The organism is Dickeya fangzhongdai, assembly GCF_002812485.1.
Taxonomy (GTDB): domain Bacteria; phylum Pseudomonadota; class Gammaproteobacteria; order Enterobacterales; family Enterobacteriaceae; genus Dickeya; species Dickeya fangzhongdai.
Map to the genome: position 1 here is coordinate 1,412,408 of NZ_CP025003.1, position 14,821 is coordinate 1,427,228.

The 14,821-nt window shown below is 55.4% G+C and carries 18 protein-coding genes and 1 riboswitch; of the genes, 4 read left to right on the top strand and 14 right to left on the bottom strand.

Annotated elements, in window-relative coordinates; genetic code table 11:
- Positions 1-122 precede the first annotated feature (122 nt).
- Complete coding sequence (ypfM, locus tag CVE23_RS23245; RefSeq protein WP_139348332.1) at positions 123-182, top strand: protein YpfM; 60 nt, start codon at positions 123-125, stop codon at positions 180-182.
- A 345-nt stretch (positions 183-527) separates the two neighbouring features.
- Here the strand turns inward: ypfM and CVE23_RS06505 are convergent, their stop codons facing one another.
- Positions 528-1,226 carry an aspartate/glutamate racemase family protein gene (locus CVE23_RS06505; protein WP_038918264.1) on the bottom strand — a complete coding sequence of 233 codons (699 nt, stop codon included), beginning with the start codon at positions 1,224-1,226 and terminating at the stop codon, positions 528-530.
- 216 nt (positions 1,227-1,442) lie between these two features.
- Between CVE23_RS06505 and cspE the strand changes: the two genes are divergently transcribed.
- Positions 1,443-1,652, top strand: a complete 210-nt coding sequence (gene cspE / locus CVE23_RS06510; RefSeq protein WP_009113827.1) for a transcription antiterminator/RNA stability regulator CspE — start codon at positions 1,443-1,445, stop codon at positions 1,650-1,652.
- A 68-nt stretch (positions 1,653-1,720) separates the two neighbouring features.
- On the opposite strand, the gene crcB is transcribed toward cspE, so the two are convergent.
- Positions 1,721-2,104 carry a fluoride efflux transporter CrcB gene (gene crcB / locus CVE23_RS06515; protein WP_038918265.1) on the bottom strand — a complete coding sequence of 128 codons (384 nt, stop codon included), beginning with the start codon at positions 2,102-2,104 and terminating at the stop codon, positions 1,721-1,723.
- A 59-nt stretch (positions 2,105-2,163) separates the two neighbouring features.
- Positions 2,164-2,223, bottom strand: a riboswitch (Fluoride riboswitch).
- 88 nt (positions 2,224-2,311) lie between these two features.
- Between crcB and CVE23_RS06520 the strand changes: the two genes are divergently transcribed.
- Together CVE23_RS06520 and tatA are read left to right on the top strand one after the other, a co-directional pair.
- Complete coding sequence (locus CVE23_RS06520; RefSeq protein WP_049854197.1) at positions 2,312-3,100, top strand: deaminated glutathione amidase; 789 nt, start codon at positions 2,312-2,314, stop codon at positions 3,098-3,100.
- A gap of 153 nt (positions 3,101-3,253) precedes the next feature.
- Positions 3,254-3,469, top strand: coding sequence for a Sec-independent protein translocase subunit TatA (gene tatA / locus CVE23_RS06525; protein WP_038660971.1), 216 nt, complete (start codon positions 3,254-3,256; stop codon positions 3,467-3,469).
- Positions 3,470-3,574: 105 nt separating this feature from the next.
- Here the strand turns inward: tatA and lipA are convergent, their stop codons facing one another.
- The 12 genes from lipA to lptE form a co-directional block, all read right to left on the bottom strand.
- Positions 3,575-4,540 (bottom strand): lipoyl synthase, encoded by a 966-nt coding sequence (gene lipA, locus CVE23_RS06530; protein ID WP_038918268.1) that lies wholly within the window; start codon positions 4,538-4,540, stop codon positions 3,575-3,577.
- A gap of 180 nt (positions 4,541-4,720) precedes the next feature.
- A complete protein-coding gene (gene lipB / locus CVE23_RS06535) occupies positions 4,721-5,413 on the bottom strand; it encodes a lipoyl(octanoyl) transferase LipB (RefSeq protein WP_038920848.1) in 693 nt (230 codons plus the stop codon).
- Between the two features lie 190 nt (positions 5,414-5,603).
- Complete coding sequence (ybeD, locus tag CVE23_RS06540) at positions 5,604-5,867, bottom strand: DUF493 family protein YbeD (protein WP_013316963.1); 264 nt, start codon at positions 5,865-5,867, stop codon at positions 5,604-5,606.
- 133 nt (positions 5,868-6,000) lie between these two features.
- Positions 6,001-7,212: a D-alanyl-D-alanine carboxypeptidase DacA gene (dacA, locus tag CVE23_RS06545; RefSeq protein WP_038918269.1), complete on the bottom strand. Its 1,212-nt coding sequence runs from the start codon at positions 7,210-7,212 to the stop codon at positions 6,001-6,003.
- Between the two features lie 179 nt (positions 7,213-7,391).
- Positions 7,392-8,543 (bottom strand): endolytic peptidoglycan transglycosylase RlpA, encoded by a 1,152-nt coding sequence (gene rlpA / locus CVE23_RS06550; RefSeq protein ID WP_049854198.1) that lies wholly within the window; start codon positions 8,541-8,543, stop codon positions 7,392-7,394.
- A 9-nt stretch (positions 8,544-8,552) separates the two neighbouring features.
- Complete coding sequence (mrdB, locus tag CVE23_RS06555) at positions 8,553-9,665, bottom strand: peptidoglycan glycosyltransferase MrdB (RefSeq protein ID WP_038660958.1); 1,113 nt, start codon at positions 9,663-9,665, stop codon at positions 8,553-8,555.
- A gap of 7 nt (positions 9,666-9,672) precedes the next feature.
- Complete coding sequence (mrdA, locus tag CVE23_RS06560) at positions 9,673-11,577, bottom strand: peptidoglycan DD-transpeptidase MrdA (protein WP_038918271.1); 1,905 nt, start codon at positions 11,575-11,577, stop codon at positions 9,673-9,675.
- 36 nt (positions 11,578-11,613) lie between these two features.
- Positions 11,614-12,084: a 23S rRNA (pseudouridine(1915)-N(3))-methyltransferase RlmH gene (gene rlmH / locus CVE23_RS06565; protein WP_038918272.1), complete on the bottom strand. Its 471-nt coding sequence runs from the start codon at positions 12,082-12,084 to the stop codon at positions 11,614-11,616.
- Position 12,085: 1 nt separating this feature from the next.
- The gene (gene rsfS, locus CVE23_RS06570; protein WP_013316968.1) at positions 12,086-12,403 is read right to left on the bottom strand and encodes a ribosome silencing factor; all 318 of its coding nucleotides are present in this window, start codon (positions 12,401-12,403) and stop codon (positions 12,086-12,088) included.
- A 157-nt stretch (positions 12,404-12,560) separates the two neighbouring features.
- The gene (gene nadD, locus CVE23_RS06575) at positions 12,561-13,235 is read right to left on the bottom strand and encodes a nicotinate-nucleotide adenylyltransferase (RefSeq protein WP_100849145.1); all 675 of its coding nucleotides are present in this window, start codon (positions 13,233-13,235) and stop codon (positions 12,561-12,563) included.
- Positions 13,225-14,256: a DNA polymerase III subunit delta gene (gene holA, locus CVE23_RS06580; RefSeq protein WP_049854200.1), complete on the bottom strand. Its 1,032-nt coding sequence runs from the start codon at positions 14,254-14,256 to the stop codon at positions 13,225-13,227. Before holA ends, nadD begins: the two co-directional genes overlap by 11 nt.
- Entirely contained in the window at positions 14,253-14,807 is a 555-nt protein-coding gene (lptE, locus tag CVE23_RS06585; protein WP_038918275.1) for an LPS assembly lipoprotein LptE, read from the bottom strand. Before lptE ends, holA begins: the two co-directional genes overlap by 4 nt.
- Positions 14,808-14,821: the final 14 nt, after the last annotated feature.

Consider the following 14,821-nt stretch of genomic DNA (forward strand, 5'->3'; position numbering starts at 1 on the left):
GGTTGGCTATGTTGCGGAAATGCGAAAGAGAGCACATTTTTGCGCCCCAAAGTCTTTATCTTGGTCAAAAAAGAAGCGTATAATAACCCCGTAAGACAACAAATCTCTAAGGAGCTACCATCATGATCGAAGTCGAACTCAACAACTGGAAAAGCTTCATCGACGCAATGCTGCGTAAGTAATTGCTGATGTATTTAGACTAGTACAATTTCATTTACTGTCATTAGTCACCAGGTCCCTAATTGAGTATCACCAAAGCAGCAATCCACGGGTTGCTGCTTTTTTTATGTGATAAAAACTGGTTTTAATAGGCTGATTTTTAAAAATTAATTTTCGCTTAAGGTGAGTGTGTTATTCATAAACTCCCGCGTTTTACCCCGTTTTTTTCTTCTCATTTTTGTGACGAATCTCTCAATTTTTCGCTCATGTTTTTCGATCTGCTGCCGGGGATGACGCTGGCTAAATGAGGAAGCCTGAGTAAATAAAAGAGGCTATTATTTGCCTTTGCCTGTCTGTGCGAACGTGACTCATTGACCCAAAGCAAAGCGTGCCGCTGCCAGCGCGTGCAGTTGCGTGGTATCCAACTGCGGAATCATCACATCATCCGGGCGGATCAATAGCGGTAATTCAGTACACCCTAATATCACGCCCTGCGCGCCGTTTTGCTGCAGATCGGCAATGATGCGGCAGAGAACCTGACGAGATTCATCGCGAATCTGCCCAAGGCAGAGTTCATCGAAAATGATGCGATTGATTTCATCACGTTGTAGCGGGTCGGGTATCAGCACCCGGATGCCGAAACGCTCAGTCAGGCGGCCGCGATAGAAGCTCTGTTCCATGGTATAGCGGGTGCCCAGCAGCGCGACGGTGGCGAGTTGTTGCCGCTGTATTTCGGCCGCGGCGGCGTCAGCGATATGGATTATTGGCAACTGACAACGCTGTTCGACCTGGTCGGCGACTTTATGCATGGTGTTGGTACAGATGACAATGGCATCTGCGCCAGCCTGCTTCAGCCCGATGGCGGCCTGTGACAAGTAATCGGCCGCGGCCTCCCAGTCGCCGGAAGACTGCATTTTTTCGATATCATAAAAATCAACGCTATGCAGCAGCAACCGGGCGGAATGCAGCCCACCTAATGTCTCTTTCACATATTGATTGATGATACGGTAATAAGGCAGGGTCGACTCCCAGCTCATACCGCCAAGTAACCCCAGCATTTTCTGCATAGTTGTTTGGGATGACCAAAAAAAGTGGCTAACTGCGTGTAAGATACCAAATAATGCGGTTGTGGCTTATAAATATGCGGAGTGAATGGAGTCAGTTCGCTTTTTTATCATGTTTTATCACTTTTTGGTGATGTTCGGCTGGACAAATGCGCCGCTACTTGCTGTACTGTATTTGACACAGATTTTGTGTCGTTCATTCATGTAAAGGTAAGTTTGATGTCTAAGATTAAAGGTAGCGTTAAGTGGTTTAATGAGTCCAAAGGATTCGGTTTCATTACTCCGGAAGATGGCAGCAAGGACGTATTCGTTCACTTCTCTGCTATCCAGAGCAACGGTTTCAAAACCCTGGCTGAAGGTCAGCGCGTAGAGTTTGAAATCACCAGCGGCGCTAAAGGACCTTCTGCTGCTAACGTTATCGCTATTTAATTATACCGATTTCCTGAAAAACCCGCCTGATGGCGGGTTTTTATTTTGTATCTTCTTTATCCCATCTCTCAGTGGGCGCTCAGCCAGCCTACCAGCGCAAACGCCAGCGCCGTCATGATCAGTGAACCGAGCAGATTGAGCAGCAAATTGAACAGCGCTGCGGCCCATTCGCCGCTCTGCAGCAGGGCAATCATTTCGTAGGAAAAAGTCGAGAACGTTGTCAGCCCGCCGCAAAAACCGGTTGTGAGCAACAGTTTCCAGTGTGGCGGAAGGTCGGGCTGGCGCATGAAATAGCTCATGGCCGCGCCGATAATGAAGGCGCCGATCAGGTTGGCCAGCAGTGTGCCGGCGGGAATCTGGGGAAACAGGTTATTAAAGCGCACGCTGAGTTGCCAGCGCGCGACGCTGCCAATCCCGCCGCCAATAAAAACAGCAAGTAACGTACTATACATAGTCACCTTTTCATTCAAGGGTAAGTTGGGCTAATCTCGAAAGGGCACGCCCGATTGAGGGACTCGTAGACATCATCAGCCGAAGGCGGTTATGGAGGAATGTCATCTCCGTTACTGGCTATTAAAGTTTACCCGCATGCCGATGTTTTTTATAGCCGTGGTAGTTTTACCAAATGTATCCGCCTGTTATGTATGAAGGAGCCAGATATGAAAGTGGCGCTCGGCCAGTTTGCCGTGCAACGTCTATGGCAGGATAACGCCCAGACTTGCATAACATTAATGGCTCAGGCGGCGTCCGCCGGGGCTGATCTGCTGGTGCTGCCGGAGGCGGTGCTGGCGCGAGACAACACGGACCCGGAATGGGGCGTCGGTTGCGCCCAGCCGATCACCGGCCCGTTTGTCAGCCAGTTGCTGACCGCCAGCCAGTCGCTGGATATCAGCGTGGTGTTTACCCTGCATACTCCGGCGGCGGATGGGCGTGTGCACAATACGCTGTTGGTTATCCGGCGAGGCGAAGTGTTGGTTCATTACCACAAGCTGCATTTGTATGACGCTTTTACGGTGCAGGAGTCTCGACGGGTGACGCCGGGAACGGCCCTGCCGCCGGTGGTGGAGGTGGCGGGAATGCGTGTCGGGCTGATGGTGTGCTACGACATCCGTTTCGCCGAGATGGCGCGCCAACTGGCGGTCAACGGCGCCGATGTGCTGGTAGTGCCGGCGGCCTGGGTGAAAGGCCCGCAGAAGGAAGCGCACTGGGAATTGCTGGCCCGGACCCGGGCGCTGGAGAACACCTGTTATCTGGTGGCGACAGGGGAGTGTAGCGACAGGAATATCGGCAATAGCATGGTGGTGGACCCGATGGGCGTGGTTATCGCCCAGGCTGCCGAACAGCCTGAATTGCTGCTGGCGGAACTGAAGCTGGAGCGTATTCAAGCTGTTCGTCGCCAGTTACCTGTGCTGCATCACAACCGTTTTAAGCCGCCTGTACTACGATAACAGCAAGGCATCACATGCCGGATAAAAACAGCGACTGGCGATGGGCGTCTTACTTTGTTACAGATGACCATTGCCTTATTCGGTGTATCGATTTAAAAAAGAGCGATGTAAAGCGCGCTGGCTTTTCCAGCTCACATCATCAGGTAGGTATGTATGGAAGGTATCAGTATTGCCAAGCTCTTAGTGATTGGCGCCTTGATTGTTCTGCTGTTCGGCACCAATAAACTGCGCAGTCTGGGCAGCGATCTGGGTGCCGCTATCAAAGGCTTCAAGAAATCCATGAGTGATGAGCAGCCGGCGCCGGCGGCAAAATCTTCCGCTCAGGATGAACATCCAGCCGCTATCAGCGAAAATCGTCCTAAAGAATAATTATCAGCGCTGACAGGCATCAAAATAAAAAAGCGGAGGGCTTTGCCATCCGCTTTTTGTGTTGCTCGTGTCATTTTGTAAGGGGATGTTGCAGGCTGTAGCCCGTTATTTCACCTCAATCCCTTTGGCCTGCAAGTCGGCGTGGTAGGACGAACGAACGAACGGACCGCAGGCGGCGTGGGTAAAGCCCATCGCCAGCGCTTCCGCCTTCATTTCCTCAAATTCTTCCGGCGGCACATAACGTTGTACCGGCAGGTGGTGGCGGCTCGGCTGCAGGTACTGGCCCAGCGTCAGCATGGTCACGCCGTGGCGACGCAGATCGCGCATTACATCCAGAATTTCATCATTGGTCTCGCCCAGACCGACCATCAGACCGGACTTGGTCGGGATATTGGGATGCGCGGCTTTGAATTTTTCCAGCAGCTGCAACGACCATTCATAGTTGGCGCCAGGACGTACCTGGCGGTAGAGACGCGGCACGTTTTCCAGGTTGTGGTTAAATACGTCCGGCGGCGTGACGGTCAGAATATCCAGCGCCCGATCCATACGGCCACGGAAATCCGGCACCAGCGTTTCGATTCTGATGCTCGGGTTTTTACGACGAATGGCGCTGATGCAGTCGGCAAAATGCTGGGCGCCGCCGTCACGCAGGTCATCGCGGTCAACCGAGGTGATCACCACATAACGCAGCCCCATATCGTGAATGGTCTGAGCCAGTTTTTCCGGCTCGTTGGCATCCGGGGTCAGCGGGCGGCCGTGGGCGACATCGCAGAACGGGCAACGGCGGGTACAGATGGCGCCGAGGATCATGAACGTGGCGGTGCCGTGATTGAAGCACTCCGCCAGGTTAGGGCAGGATGCCTCTTCGCAAACCGAGTGCAGACCATTACGGCGCATGGCGTCCTTGATGCCCTGAATTCGGCTGGAGTCCGCAGGTAATTTGATTTTCATCCATTCCGGCTTGCGGAGCATCTCCTGACGCTCGGTGACGACGGTACGTACCGGGATCAGGGCCATTTTGTCTGCATCGCGGTATTTGACGCCACGTTCGATCTGAATCGGTTTACTCATGTTTGCGTAATTTCCAGTTCTGAATCGCTGTTATGAATTTATATAAAATTCATTGGATTACGTGAGTTGTTAAACTTTTTTTTAAAAAGCTCACAAAATTATATCATCTTTGTCCGCCGACGAGCAGCCATTGAGGGACAAAATACAGAAATTATGTAAATAAAATGTAATTTAACGGCGTCAGGATGCGTCTGGCGCGCTCAGCGGATGTGGGGCCCCTTGCTGCGACCAGTTCCACTCCAGCCATTCCTGCTGCCGGTAATCCAGCAGTTCCATAAACGCGTTCACCATCACTGGCGCGGTTTCGGCTACCGTTGCGCCGGGAACCTGTTCGCTAAGTTGAGTCATCGCCATACCGGCATAGCCGCAAGGGTTGATGCGCAGGAAAGGGGACAGATCCATCGCAATGTTCAGCGCCAGCCCGTGAAACGAGCAGCCGTGACGGATGCGCAGGCCCAGTGAGCAGATTTTCCGTTCGCCGACGTAGACGCCGGGGGCGTCGGGGCGGGCGTGTGCGTCAACGGCGTAATGCGCCAGCGTATTGACGACGGTATTTTCGATAGCGGTTACCAACTGACGTACGCCAACTTTGCGACGTTTGATATCGATCAGCACATACATCACCTGCTGACCGGGGCCGTGGTAGGTCACCTGACCGCCGCGATCGCTTTGAATCACCGGGATGTCGCCGGGCATCAGAACATGTTCGGCTTTGCCCGCCTGTCCCTGGGTAAAGACCGGCGGATGCTGCACCAGCCACAATTCGTCAAAACTGTGGCTGTCCCGTTGTTCGGTAAAGGTATGCATGGCCTGTGATACCGGCTCGTAAGGCTGTACGCCCAACTGGCGCACTATGATCGTGTCACTGACCATGATCGCGTCACGTACTATCATCGCATCACGTACTATCATCGTGTCACGTACTGTGATCGTATCCTGTTGCAAGAGTGTCATCGTCGGGTGAAGAAAGAATGAGCGCAATTATAGCGGGGTGATGCTACAGCGAATAGCGGTTTCCTCGCTTGTCTCCGTATTAAGGAGACAAGGTCAGAGAGCGGCGGGCTTACAGCACCACACGTACAATATCGATGTTACCCAGTTCTTCGTACAGCGTTTCTACCTGCTCGATATGGGTGGCGATGATAGTAATCGACACCGAATGGTAGTTGCCTTTGGTGCTGGGCTTGATTTGCGGGTTATAGTCGCCGGGAGCATGGCGCTGAACCACTTCCACAACCCGATCCACCAGCTCCGGTTTTGCCAGCCCCATGACCTTGTAGGTAAATGAGCATGGAAATTCAAGCAATTCGTTGAGTTTGGTTTTCATGGCGACTCCAGAGTCATTCATTAGTACAAAATTATCACTCCCGCCGAAGCGGGAGTGTTAAGTATGACCGAAATCCTGTTGTTCGATCCTTAAGTGAGCAACATGAGGGCGGTTGCTCAGGATTCAAGGGGGATCAACTGAACCAGCGGTGGAACATCAGTTTGATGTAGTCGAACAGACGTCCGAAAATACCGCCTTCTTTGACTTCGTTCATCACTACCAGCGGGCGCTGTTCGATCACTTTGCCGTCCAACTGGAAGTTGATGGTACCCACCACCTGGTTTTTGGCCAGCGGCGCGTGCAGTTCCGTATTGGTCAGCACATAGCTGGCTTTCAAATCTTTCATGCGGCCGCGCGGAATGGTGATGTAGGCATCTTTATCCACGCCCAGCGATACCCGGTCGTTGTCGCCGAACCACACCGGTTCGGAGGCGAATTCTTTGCCGGTTTTCAGCGGTGCCACCGTTTCAAAGAAGCGGAAGCCCCAGGTCAGCAGTTTCTTGCTTTCTGTTTCACGGCCTTTGAAGGTCCGTCCACCCAGTACGGCGGAGATCAGGCGCATCTGACCTTCGGTCGCAGAGGCCACCAGATTGTAGCCGGCGGAGGAGGTATGGCCGGTTTTGATGCCGTCAACGGCCAGGCTGCTGTCCCACAACAGGCCGTTACGGTTCGTCTGGCGGATATTGTTGAAGGTAAACTCTTTCTCTTTATAGGTCGCGTACTCATCCGGTACGTCGCGGATCAACGCCTGACCAATCAGCGCCATATCGCGGGCTGAGCTGTACTGGCCTTCAGCATCCAGGCCATGAACCGTTTTGAAGTTGGTGTTCTGCAACCCCAGCGCCTTGACGTAACCGTTCATCAGGTTGACGAACGAATCCTGGCTGCCCGCCACGTAGTCAGCCATCGCTACGCAGGCATCGTTGCCGGACTGCAGGATAATCCCTTTGTTCAGCAAATAAACCGGCACGCGATCGCCCGGTTTGAGGAACATCAGCGACGATCCCTGAAACTCGGAGTTGCCGGTAGCCCAGGCGTCTTTGCCAATAGTCACGACATCGTTCGGGCTGATCTTCCCGGCCTTAATCGCCTGGCCGATGACGTAGCTGGTCATCATTTTGGTCAGGCTGGCGGGGTTGCGACGGGTGTCGGCGTTCTTTTCCGCCAGCACTTTACCCGAGTTGTAATCAATCAGGATGTACGCTTCGGCATCAATGTCCGGGACGGCAGGAATCATGGTTTTCAGATTAATGTCGTCTGCGTAGGCGAAAGTGGATGCACCGATGGCGAGCAACGTGCCGAGCGCAATACGTTTGGTAAAACAAGACGTGATTACTGTTTTCATGATTGGAACAACAACATCCGTGGGTATAAGTTAAAAAACGAGCCACACTATAACAGATGAAAATCGGGGCGGCACCAGACAATACGTTACGCGATTTTGCCGATCGCCGGGGGCGATATCGTTATCGCTCGTACAGATAAAGAAAGAGGGAATTTATCCCTCTTTCGACCGGAAATAGGTTACTGCGCGCCAGACACTGTGGTGATAAATGACGGCTGTTGCGCTTCGCTGGACAGGCGCTGTTGCAGGTCGGCAGCTTGCTGACGGCTCTGGAACGGCCCCAACTGGATGCGGTATAAACCGTTATTCAGGGTGACTTTGCCAGGCACGCGGAAGCGCTCGTTCAGGCTTTTCAGCCAGGTTTGCGCCCGCTGCTGATCGCTCAGTGCGCCGACCTGCACCACGATGTTGCCGGAACCGGCAGGCACAGCCGGTTGCGACAGCGTGCGTGACGGCTGAACGGCGACCGGCGCTGTCGCGACCGCCGTTGCTCTGACTGGGGTAGCGGCAGGCGTTGGCTCCGGGCTTTCCAGCACCCCGCTGGGTAGCGGTTTGGGTGCGCCGAGGAAACTGCCTCCGCTTGAGGCGCCGGTATTGTTGATAGCCGGGCTGCCGCTAACGATATTGCTGCCGCTATTACCTGTTGTCGGCGTCAAGGTGGCGTTGCTGATCGGCCGCACCGCAGCGGCAGTCGCCGGCGCGCTTTCCATGACCGGCGTTCCCAGACCGCTGGAGCCCAGCGTCGGGCGTGACGGCAGGGCAAAACTCTGTTTGGCGACACGGGTGCCGATGGTGCCGGGGCCGGAGAGCGAGCCGTCCGGCGCCACGCTGATGAAATCTACCTTCACCTTGGTATTGTTGGACAGATTAAGGCGGTCGGCCGCGCCTTTGGTCAGATCGATGATTCTACCCGGCGTATAAGGCCCGCGATCGTTGACGCGCACCACCAGACGACGGCCGTTGCTGAGGTTGGTGACGCGCACATAGCTCGGAATCGGCAGCGTGGGGTGAGCGGCGGCCATGGCGTTGACGTCGAATTCTTCGCCGGTCGCCGTGCGGTTACCGACCGATTCCCGATCGTGCCAGGCGGCAAACCCGCTTTCACTGAAATTCTCCGGATTTTTGACAATACGGTAGGTTTTGCCGTTCATGCTGTAATCCTGCATGTTGGCGGGTTTGTACGGTTCGTAGCGCGGCTCCGCGCCGCCGATTTCTTCCACCGGGCCATTGTACGCCGTGGCCTGCGGTGAGGGAGACTGAGGCTGTTCCGTCACCGCGCAGCCTGCCAGAGCCAGGCTGATCGCGCCAATCCAAACCCAATCCTTACGCATTGCTCACCCCTATAAATTCTTGGATAACATTTTGCGGTGAGTGTGTATCGACATGACGATACCGAATCCCGCCATCAAGACGACCAGAGCCGAGCCGCCATAGCTGACCAACGGCAGCGGCACCCCGACCACCGGCAGGATACCACTCACCATGCCGATGTTAACAAACACATACACGAAAAAGATTAGCATCAAGCCACCGACCATCACCCGGCCGAACGAGGTTTGCGCATTGGCGGCGATCACCAGGCCGCGCATGATCAGGAACAGGTACAACCCCAGCAGGATCAGCACGCCGATCAGTCCCAGCTCTTCGGCCAGCACCGCGAAGATGAAGTCGGTATGGCGTTCCGGCAGGAACTCCAACTGAGACTGGGTACCCTGCAGCCAGCCTTTGCCGGCCAGTCCGCCGGAACCGATGGCGATTTTCGACTGGATAATATGATAACCGGCGCCGAGCGGATCGGTTTCCGGGTCCAGCAGCATCATTACCCTGTCGCGCTGGTAATCATGCATCAGGAAAAACCACAGTACGGGAATGAACGCCGCCAGCAAAATGGCGGCAATAGCGATCAGCCGCCAGCTCATGCCGGCGAGGAACAGCACGAACAGGCCGGAAGCGCAAATCAGGATGGCGGTGCCAAGGTCTGGCTGGGCGGCCACCAGCAGGGTGGGGGCGAACGTCAGCGCCAGCGCGATGGCGGTATTTTTCAACGACGGCGGGCACATATCGCGGTTGATATAGCGGGCCACCATCAGCGGCACCGCGATTTTGGCGATTTCCGACGGCTGGAAGCGCACCACGCCTAAATCGAGCCAGCGTTGCGCGCCTTTACTGATCTGGCCGAATACATCCACCATGACCAGCAGGATAAAACAGAAAATGTACAGATACGGGGCCCAACCCTCATAGACCCGCGGCGGGATTTGCGCCATGCCGATCATGACGACTAACCCCAGCACGCATTGGGCAATTTTGCGCTCCATCATGCCTGTGTCCTGCCCGCTGGCGCTCCACATGACGAACATGCTATAGCCCAGTAACGCCATTACACACAGAAGGAAAGGCAGATCAATGTGCATTTTGGTCCAGATTGAGCCTTTTTGTTGACTGTCTGTCATGGTGCCTCTACTCGGTTTCACTGCCCGGCGGCGACGGCGGCGCGTCCGGCAGGTTGGTATTGTTGTCGCCCAACATAATATGGTCGAGGATTTGACGCACGATAGTCCCGACGGCTGGCCCGGCGCCGCCGTTTTCCAGAATGATGGACATGGCGACTTTCGGGTTGCTGTAAGGGGCGAAAGCAACCATCAGTTTGTGGTCGCGCAGCCGTTCGGCAATCCGGTTGGCGTTATAGGTTTCGTTTTCCTTCAGGCCGAATACCTGTGCCGTCCCTGACTTGGCCGCAATCTTATACGGCGCGTCGGCAAAGAATTTGTGGGCGGTGCCGTTCTGGCGGTTGGCGACGCCGTACATGCCGTCTTTGGCTATTTCCCAGTAACCGGAGCGGATATCGCCGATCTGCTGGTGCTCCGGCTGGCGGTAAGGCACCTGAGTATTGTTTTCCTGCGTACTGCTAAGCAGATGTGGCGTTTTGACCTGGCCGTCGTTAATCAGCGTGGTCAGCGCTTTGATCATCTGGATCGGCGTGGCGGTCCAGTAGCCCTGGCCGATGCCGACCGGGATAGTATCCCCCTGATACCAGGGTTTCTTGTAGCGTTTCATCTTCCAGTCTCGGGTCGGCATGATCCCGGCCCGTTCTTCAGACAGATCGACACCGGTGAGATGACCGTAACCGAATTTGCCCATCCACTCAGACAGGCGGTCGATACCCATGTCATAGGCGACCTGATAGAAGAAGGTATCGGCGGATTCTTCCAGCGATTTGGTGAGATTCAGGCGGCCGTGTCCCCATTTTTTCCAGTCGCGGAAGCGTTTTTCCGAGCCGGGCAACTGCCACCAGCCGGGGTCAAACAGCGAGGTATAAGGAGTGATAACTCCAGCACTCAGCGCGGATACCGCGATGTAGGGTTTGACAGTAGAGGCGGGTGGGTATACGCCTTGTGTCGCGCGGTTAATCAGCGGCCGATTCTGATCGTTGAGTAGTTCCCGATAGGCTTTGCCTGAAATGCCGTCGACGAATGGGTTCGGGTCGTAACTGGGATTGGATACCATGGCCAGAATACCCGCATCCCGTGGATCGGTGACTACCACGGCGGCGCGGCTGCCGGTCAGCAGTTTCTCAATATAGAGCTGGAGATTAAGGTCCAGCGTCAGGTAGATATCTTTGCCGGCTTGCGGCGGTTGTTCGTGCAACTGGCGAATCACGCGGCCGCGGTTATTGACTTCCACTTCCTCGTAGCCCGGTTTGCCGTGCAGCACATCTTCGTAATAGCGTTCAATACCGAGCTTGCCGATATCATGGGTCGCCGCGTAGTCCGCCAGCTTGCCTTCCTGGTCCAGTCTTTCCAGATCTTTATCGTTGATTTTAGAGACGTAGCCAATGACGTGGGTCAGCGCGGCACCGTACGGGTAGTAGCGGCGCTGGTAGCCTTTGACTTCTACGCCGGGAAAACGGTACTGATTGACGGCGAAGCTCGCTACCTGCACTTCATTCAATCCGGTTTTGACCGGTATGGACGTGAAGCGACGCGAACGTTTACGCTCTTTTCTGAAGTTATCGATGTCTTCATCGGTCAGGTCAATGATCGATTTGAGCGCCTGCAGCGTCTCTTCCAGATTGTTGACCTTTTCGGGAATCAGCTCCAGCTGGTAAATCGTGCGGTTGAGCGCCAGCGGGGTGCCGTTGCGGTCATAGATGATGCCGCGGCTCGGGGCAATCGGCACCAGCTTGATGCGGTTTTCATTCGAACGGGTACGATAATCGTCAAAACGTAAAACCTGCAGGTGGTATAGATTGGCGACCAGAATACCGCTCAGCAGCAAAATGCCCAGGAACGCGACCAGCGCCCGGCGTACGAACAGGGCTGCCTCAGCCGTATAGTCACGAAAGGGTTTACGTTCTATATTCATCCAGCGATTGCTACTTCACAGGGTTCATCGTTCGCCTTACTCCCGATGGTAAGGATGATTGGTGGTAATACTCCAGGCCCGGTACAGACTCTCCGCCACCAGCACGCGCACCAGCGGATGCGGCAGCGTCAGCGGCGACAGCGACCAGCTTTGCTCCGCCGCGGCTTTGCACTGCGGCGCCAGCCCTTCAGGGCCGCCAATCAGCAGGCTGATATCGCGACCGTCCTGTTTCCAGCGCTCCAGTTGCTGCGCCAGCTGCGGCGTTTCCCAACGCGAACCGGGAATATCCAGCGTTACGATGCGGTTGCCTTTGCCTACGGCGCCCAGCATCAGTTCGCCTTCCCGTTCCAGAATCCGTTTGATATCGGCGTTCTTGCCGCGCTTACCCGCCGGAATCTCCACCAGTTCAAACGGCATGTCTTTGGGAAAACGGCGGAGGTAATCGGTAAAGCCGGTCTGCACCCAGTCGGGCATTTTGGTGCCAACGGCGACCAGTTGCAGCTTCATATCAGCCCCAGAGTTTTTCCAGTTCGTACAGGTGGCGGCTCTCTTCCTGCATCACATGGACGATCACGTCGCCGAGATCGACCACGACCCAGTCGGCGTCGTTTTCCCCTTCAACGCCTAGCGGCATCAGCCCGGCGGCGCGGGATTCCTGCACAACGTGATCGGCGATGGAGGTGACATGACGGCTGGAGGTGCCGGTACAAATAATCATGCAGTCAGTGATACTGGATTTCCCTTTTACATTGAGGGCAACAATATCCTGACCTTTCAAATCGTCAAGTTTATCAATAACGAAATCTTGGAGTGCTTGGCCTTGCAAAGGTTCCCCCTTTAATGAGTGGTTAATCTGCCGGTTATGCGGGCTGGCCTGGCGTCAGTGAAATAGCCGTTTCACCGCGACGGCAGGTGGTTTTCCTGTAGCCGAAACCAGCGGCGGAGTATATCACGGCCTTATAATGAGTGGTATCAACGCATGACTATCGATAGAGTCCGTGTGTGTCAATATACTTCAGCACACTTTCGGGCAGCAGATCATGGCAGTCGAGGCCTTGTTGTCGGCGATGACGGATGTCGGTGGCGGAAATCGGCAGAAGCGGGGTATGGGCGAGGTAAATCAGCCCGTGACAGCGGCGGTGCAACTGGTCGACATCGTAAGTCTGGTGCGCGCCCAGCCAAGCTTCCAGCTCGGCGGTATCCAACTGCTGGCGGTAACCGGGGCGGGCGCAGACCAGCAGATGACAATAATCCAGAATTTCCTGCCAGCGATGCCAGCGATGCAGCGTCAACAGCGAGTCTTGCCCGATAATGAACGCCAGCGGCGCGCCGGCGCCTTTCTCGGCGCGTAATGCTTCCAGCGTCTCAATGGTATAGGACGGCGTGGCGCGCTGCAGTTCACGATCGTCGATCTGAAACAGCGGGTTATCGCGTACCGCTAGCTCAACCATGCTCTTGCGCTGGCCGGCGTTGGCTTCCGGCTGCTCGCGGTGCGGCGGGACGTTGTTGGGCAACAGAATAACGCGTTGCAGACCAATTTCCTGCGCCAGCGCGGCGACCGGGCGCAAATGCCCATAGTGAATCGGGTCAAACGTACCGCCAAAGTAGGCGGTCAGGGGCTGGGTGACCGGGAATGTCGACAAATTGCTATACCTCAAGCAGGCCGTCGGGCAGCGCTTTACCGCACAGAATCATCGACAGCGTTTCCAGTTCCGCCCAGACCGGTTGCCCGTAATTCTGTTTCAGGGTGATCTCCAGCCTGCTCAGCAGGGTAATCGCCTGCTGTAATTGCGTCAGCGACAGACGTTGCAATGCCTGCGTCAACAGCGGACGTCGGTTTTGCCACACCTTGTGCTGATCAAGCAGCGTGCGCAGCGGCGTGGTCGCCATGCGTCGTTTTAACTGTAGCAGCAACAGCAATTCCCGCTGCACGGTGCGCAGCAGGATAACCGGCTCACACTCTTCCAGCCGTAACTGCTGCAAAATGTGCCACGCGCGTTTGCTTTTGCCGCCCAGCAGCGCATCCAGCCAGTGGAACGGCGTGAAATGCGCGGCATCGTTGACCGCCTGTTCGACCCGCGGCAGCGTCAGCTTACCGTCCGGATACAGCAGCGACAGTCGCTCCAGCGCTTGCACCAACGCCAGCAGATTTCCTTCATAGCAATAGCAAATCAACTGGCTGGCGGCGTCATCCAGTTCCAGCTTCATGTTTTTAGCGCGATGCGCCACCCAGCGGGGGAGTTGTTCCTGTTCAGGCGTCATGCAAGGGACATACACGCCCTGTTGCGACAACGCTTTGAACCAGGCGCTGTTTTCCTGCGCTTTGGTGAGCTTGCTGCCCCGTACCATCAACAGAATGTCGGGATGCAACAGGGTGGAAAGCTTGACCAGTTGCTCGCTGATGGGGGCGCCGGGACCGGCGTCGGGCAAAATCAGCAGCAGGGTCTGGCGGGATGCAAACAGGCTGAGCGCCTGACAGGTGGAAAAAATAGCGTCCCAGTCGGTGTTGTTATCCAGTGTGAAACTGAAGTGTTCCAGAAAATCTTGCTGACGGGCGATGGTCCGGATTTGATCCTGACTCTCCTGCAGCAATAGGGGTTCGTTGCCGAACAGCAGATAACAGCCGCGCAGCCCCTCATGGAGCTGCGCGGTCAGTTGTTCGGGATAGATCCGAATCATGGGTGCGCCGGTGCGGATGTAGCGGCCTGCGCCTTCTGATTGATTTTCGCGTTCTGGCTTCCTTTGATCGTCAGTAGTTTTCGTACCAACTGTTGGGCCGCCTGCTCACGCATTTCACGCAGTACGATATCCTGCTCTGCGTCTTTGGCCAGCGCAGCAAGCGGGTTATCGAAGAAGGAGCGGAAAATCGTCACGTTGAGCGGATAGATGTCATCACCCGGGATCAGCACCTGTGTTTTTACTTCCAGAACCAGCTGGTACTCTGCTGTTTTCCCATCCTGGAAAATAGATACGGTGTTGCGGGTCAGATGGTCTCCCATAAAACGGAAGGACGGCAGATCCTTACGTTCGGTATTTTCCATGATGTTGACGTTGTTGAGACGCAACTGTTCACGGATGGCCCGTGTCATCGGGCCGTAGGGATCGCCACTGTCCAGAATCAGATTATGCAACTGCTCCGGCATCTGAGTGGTGCCGCGCAGATGAAAGCCGCAGCCGGCGGTCATCAAGACCACCAGCCCCAGCACCAGCGTTAAAAACGGGTGTCGCACAGTACCTCCTTGCC

Bases quoted from the DNA above. Each gene is read 5' to 3' on its own strand.
- lipB (WP_038920848.1), bottom strand. From the start codon at position 5,413: ATGGTCAGTGACACGATCATAGTGCGCCAGTTGGGCGTACAGCCTTAC.
- crcB (WP_038918265.1), bottom strand. From the start codon at position 2,104: ATGTATAGTACGTTACTTGCTGTTTTTATTGGCGGCGGGATTGGCAGC.
- tatA (WP_038660971.1), top strand. From the start codon at position 3,254: ATGGAAGGTATCAGTATTGCCAAGCTCTTAGTGATTGGCGCCTTGATT.
- cspE (WP_009113827.1), top strand. From the start codon at position 1,443: ATGTCTAAGATTAAAGGTAGCGTTAAGTGGTTTAATGAGTCCAAAGGA.
- CVE23_RS06505 (WP_038918264.1), bottom strand. From the start codon at position 1,226: ATGCAGAAAATGCTGGGGTTACTTGGCGGTATGAGCTGGGAGTCGACC.
- holA (WP_049854200.1), bottom strand. From the start codon at position 14,256: ATGATTCGGATCTATCCCGAACAACTGACCGCGCAGCTCCATGAGGGG.
- rlmH (WP_038918272.1), bottom strand. From the start codon at position 12,084: ATGAAGCTGCAACTGGTCGCCGTTGGCACCAAAATGCCCGACTGGGTG.
- CVE23_RS06520 (WP_049854197.1), top strand. From the start codon at position 2,312: ATGAAAGTGGCGCTCGGCCAGTTTGCCGTGCAACGTCTATGGCAGGAT.
- dacA (WP_038918269.1), bottom strand. From the start codon at position 7,212: ATGAAAACAGTAATCACGTCTTGTTTTACCAAACGTATTGCGCTCGGC.
- rlpA (WP_049854198.1), bottom strand. From the start codon at position 8,543: ATGCGTAAGGATTGGGTTTGGATTGGCGCGATCAGCCTGGCTCTGGCA.
- mrdA (WP_038918271.1), bottom strand. From the start codon at position 11,577: ATGAATATAGAACGTAAACCCTTTCGTGACTATACGGCTGAGGCAGCC.
- mrdB (WP_038660958.1), bottom strand. From the start codon at position 9,665: ATGACAGACAGTCAACAAAAAGGCTCAATCTGGACCAAAATGCACATT.
- ybeD (WP_013316963.1), bottom strand. From the start codon at position 5,867: ATGAAAACCAAACTCAACGAATTGCTTGAATTTCCATGCTCATTTACC.
- lipA (WP_038918268.1), bottom strand. From the start codon at position 4,540: ATGAGTAAACCGATTCAGATCGAACGTGGCGTCAAATACCGCGATGCA.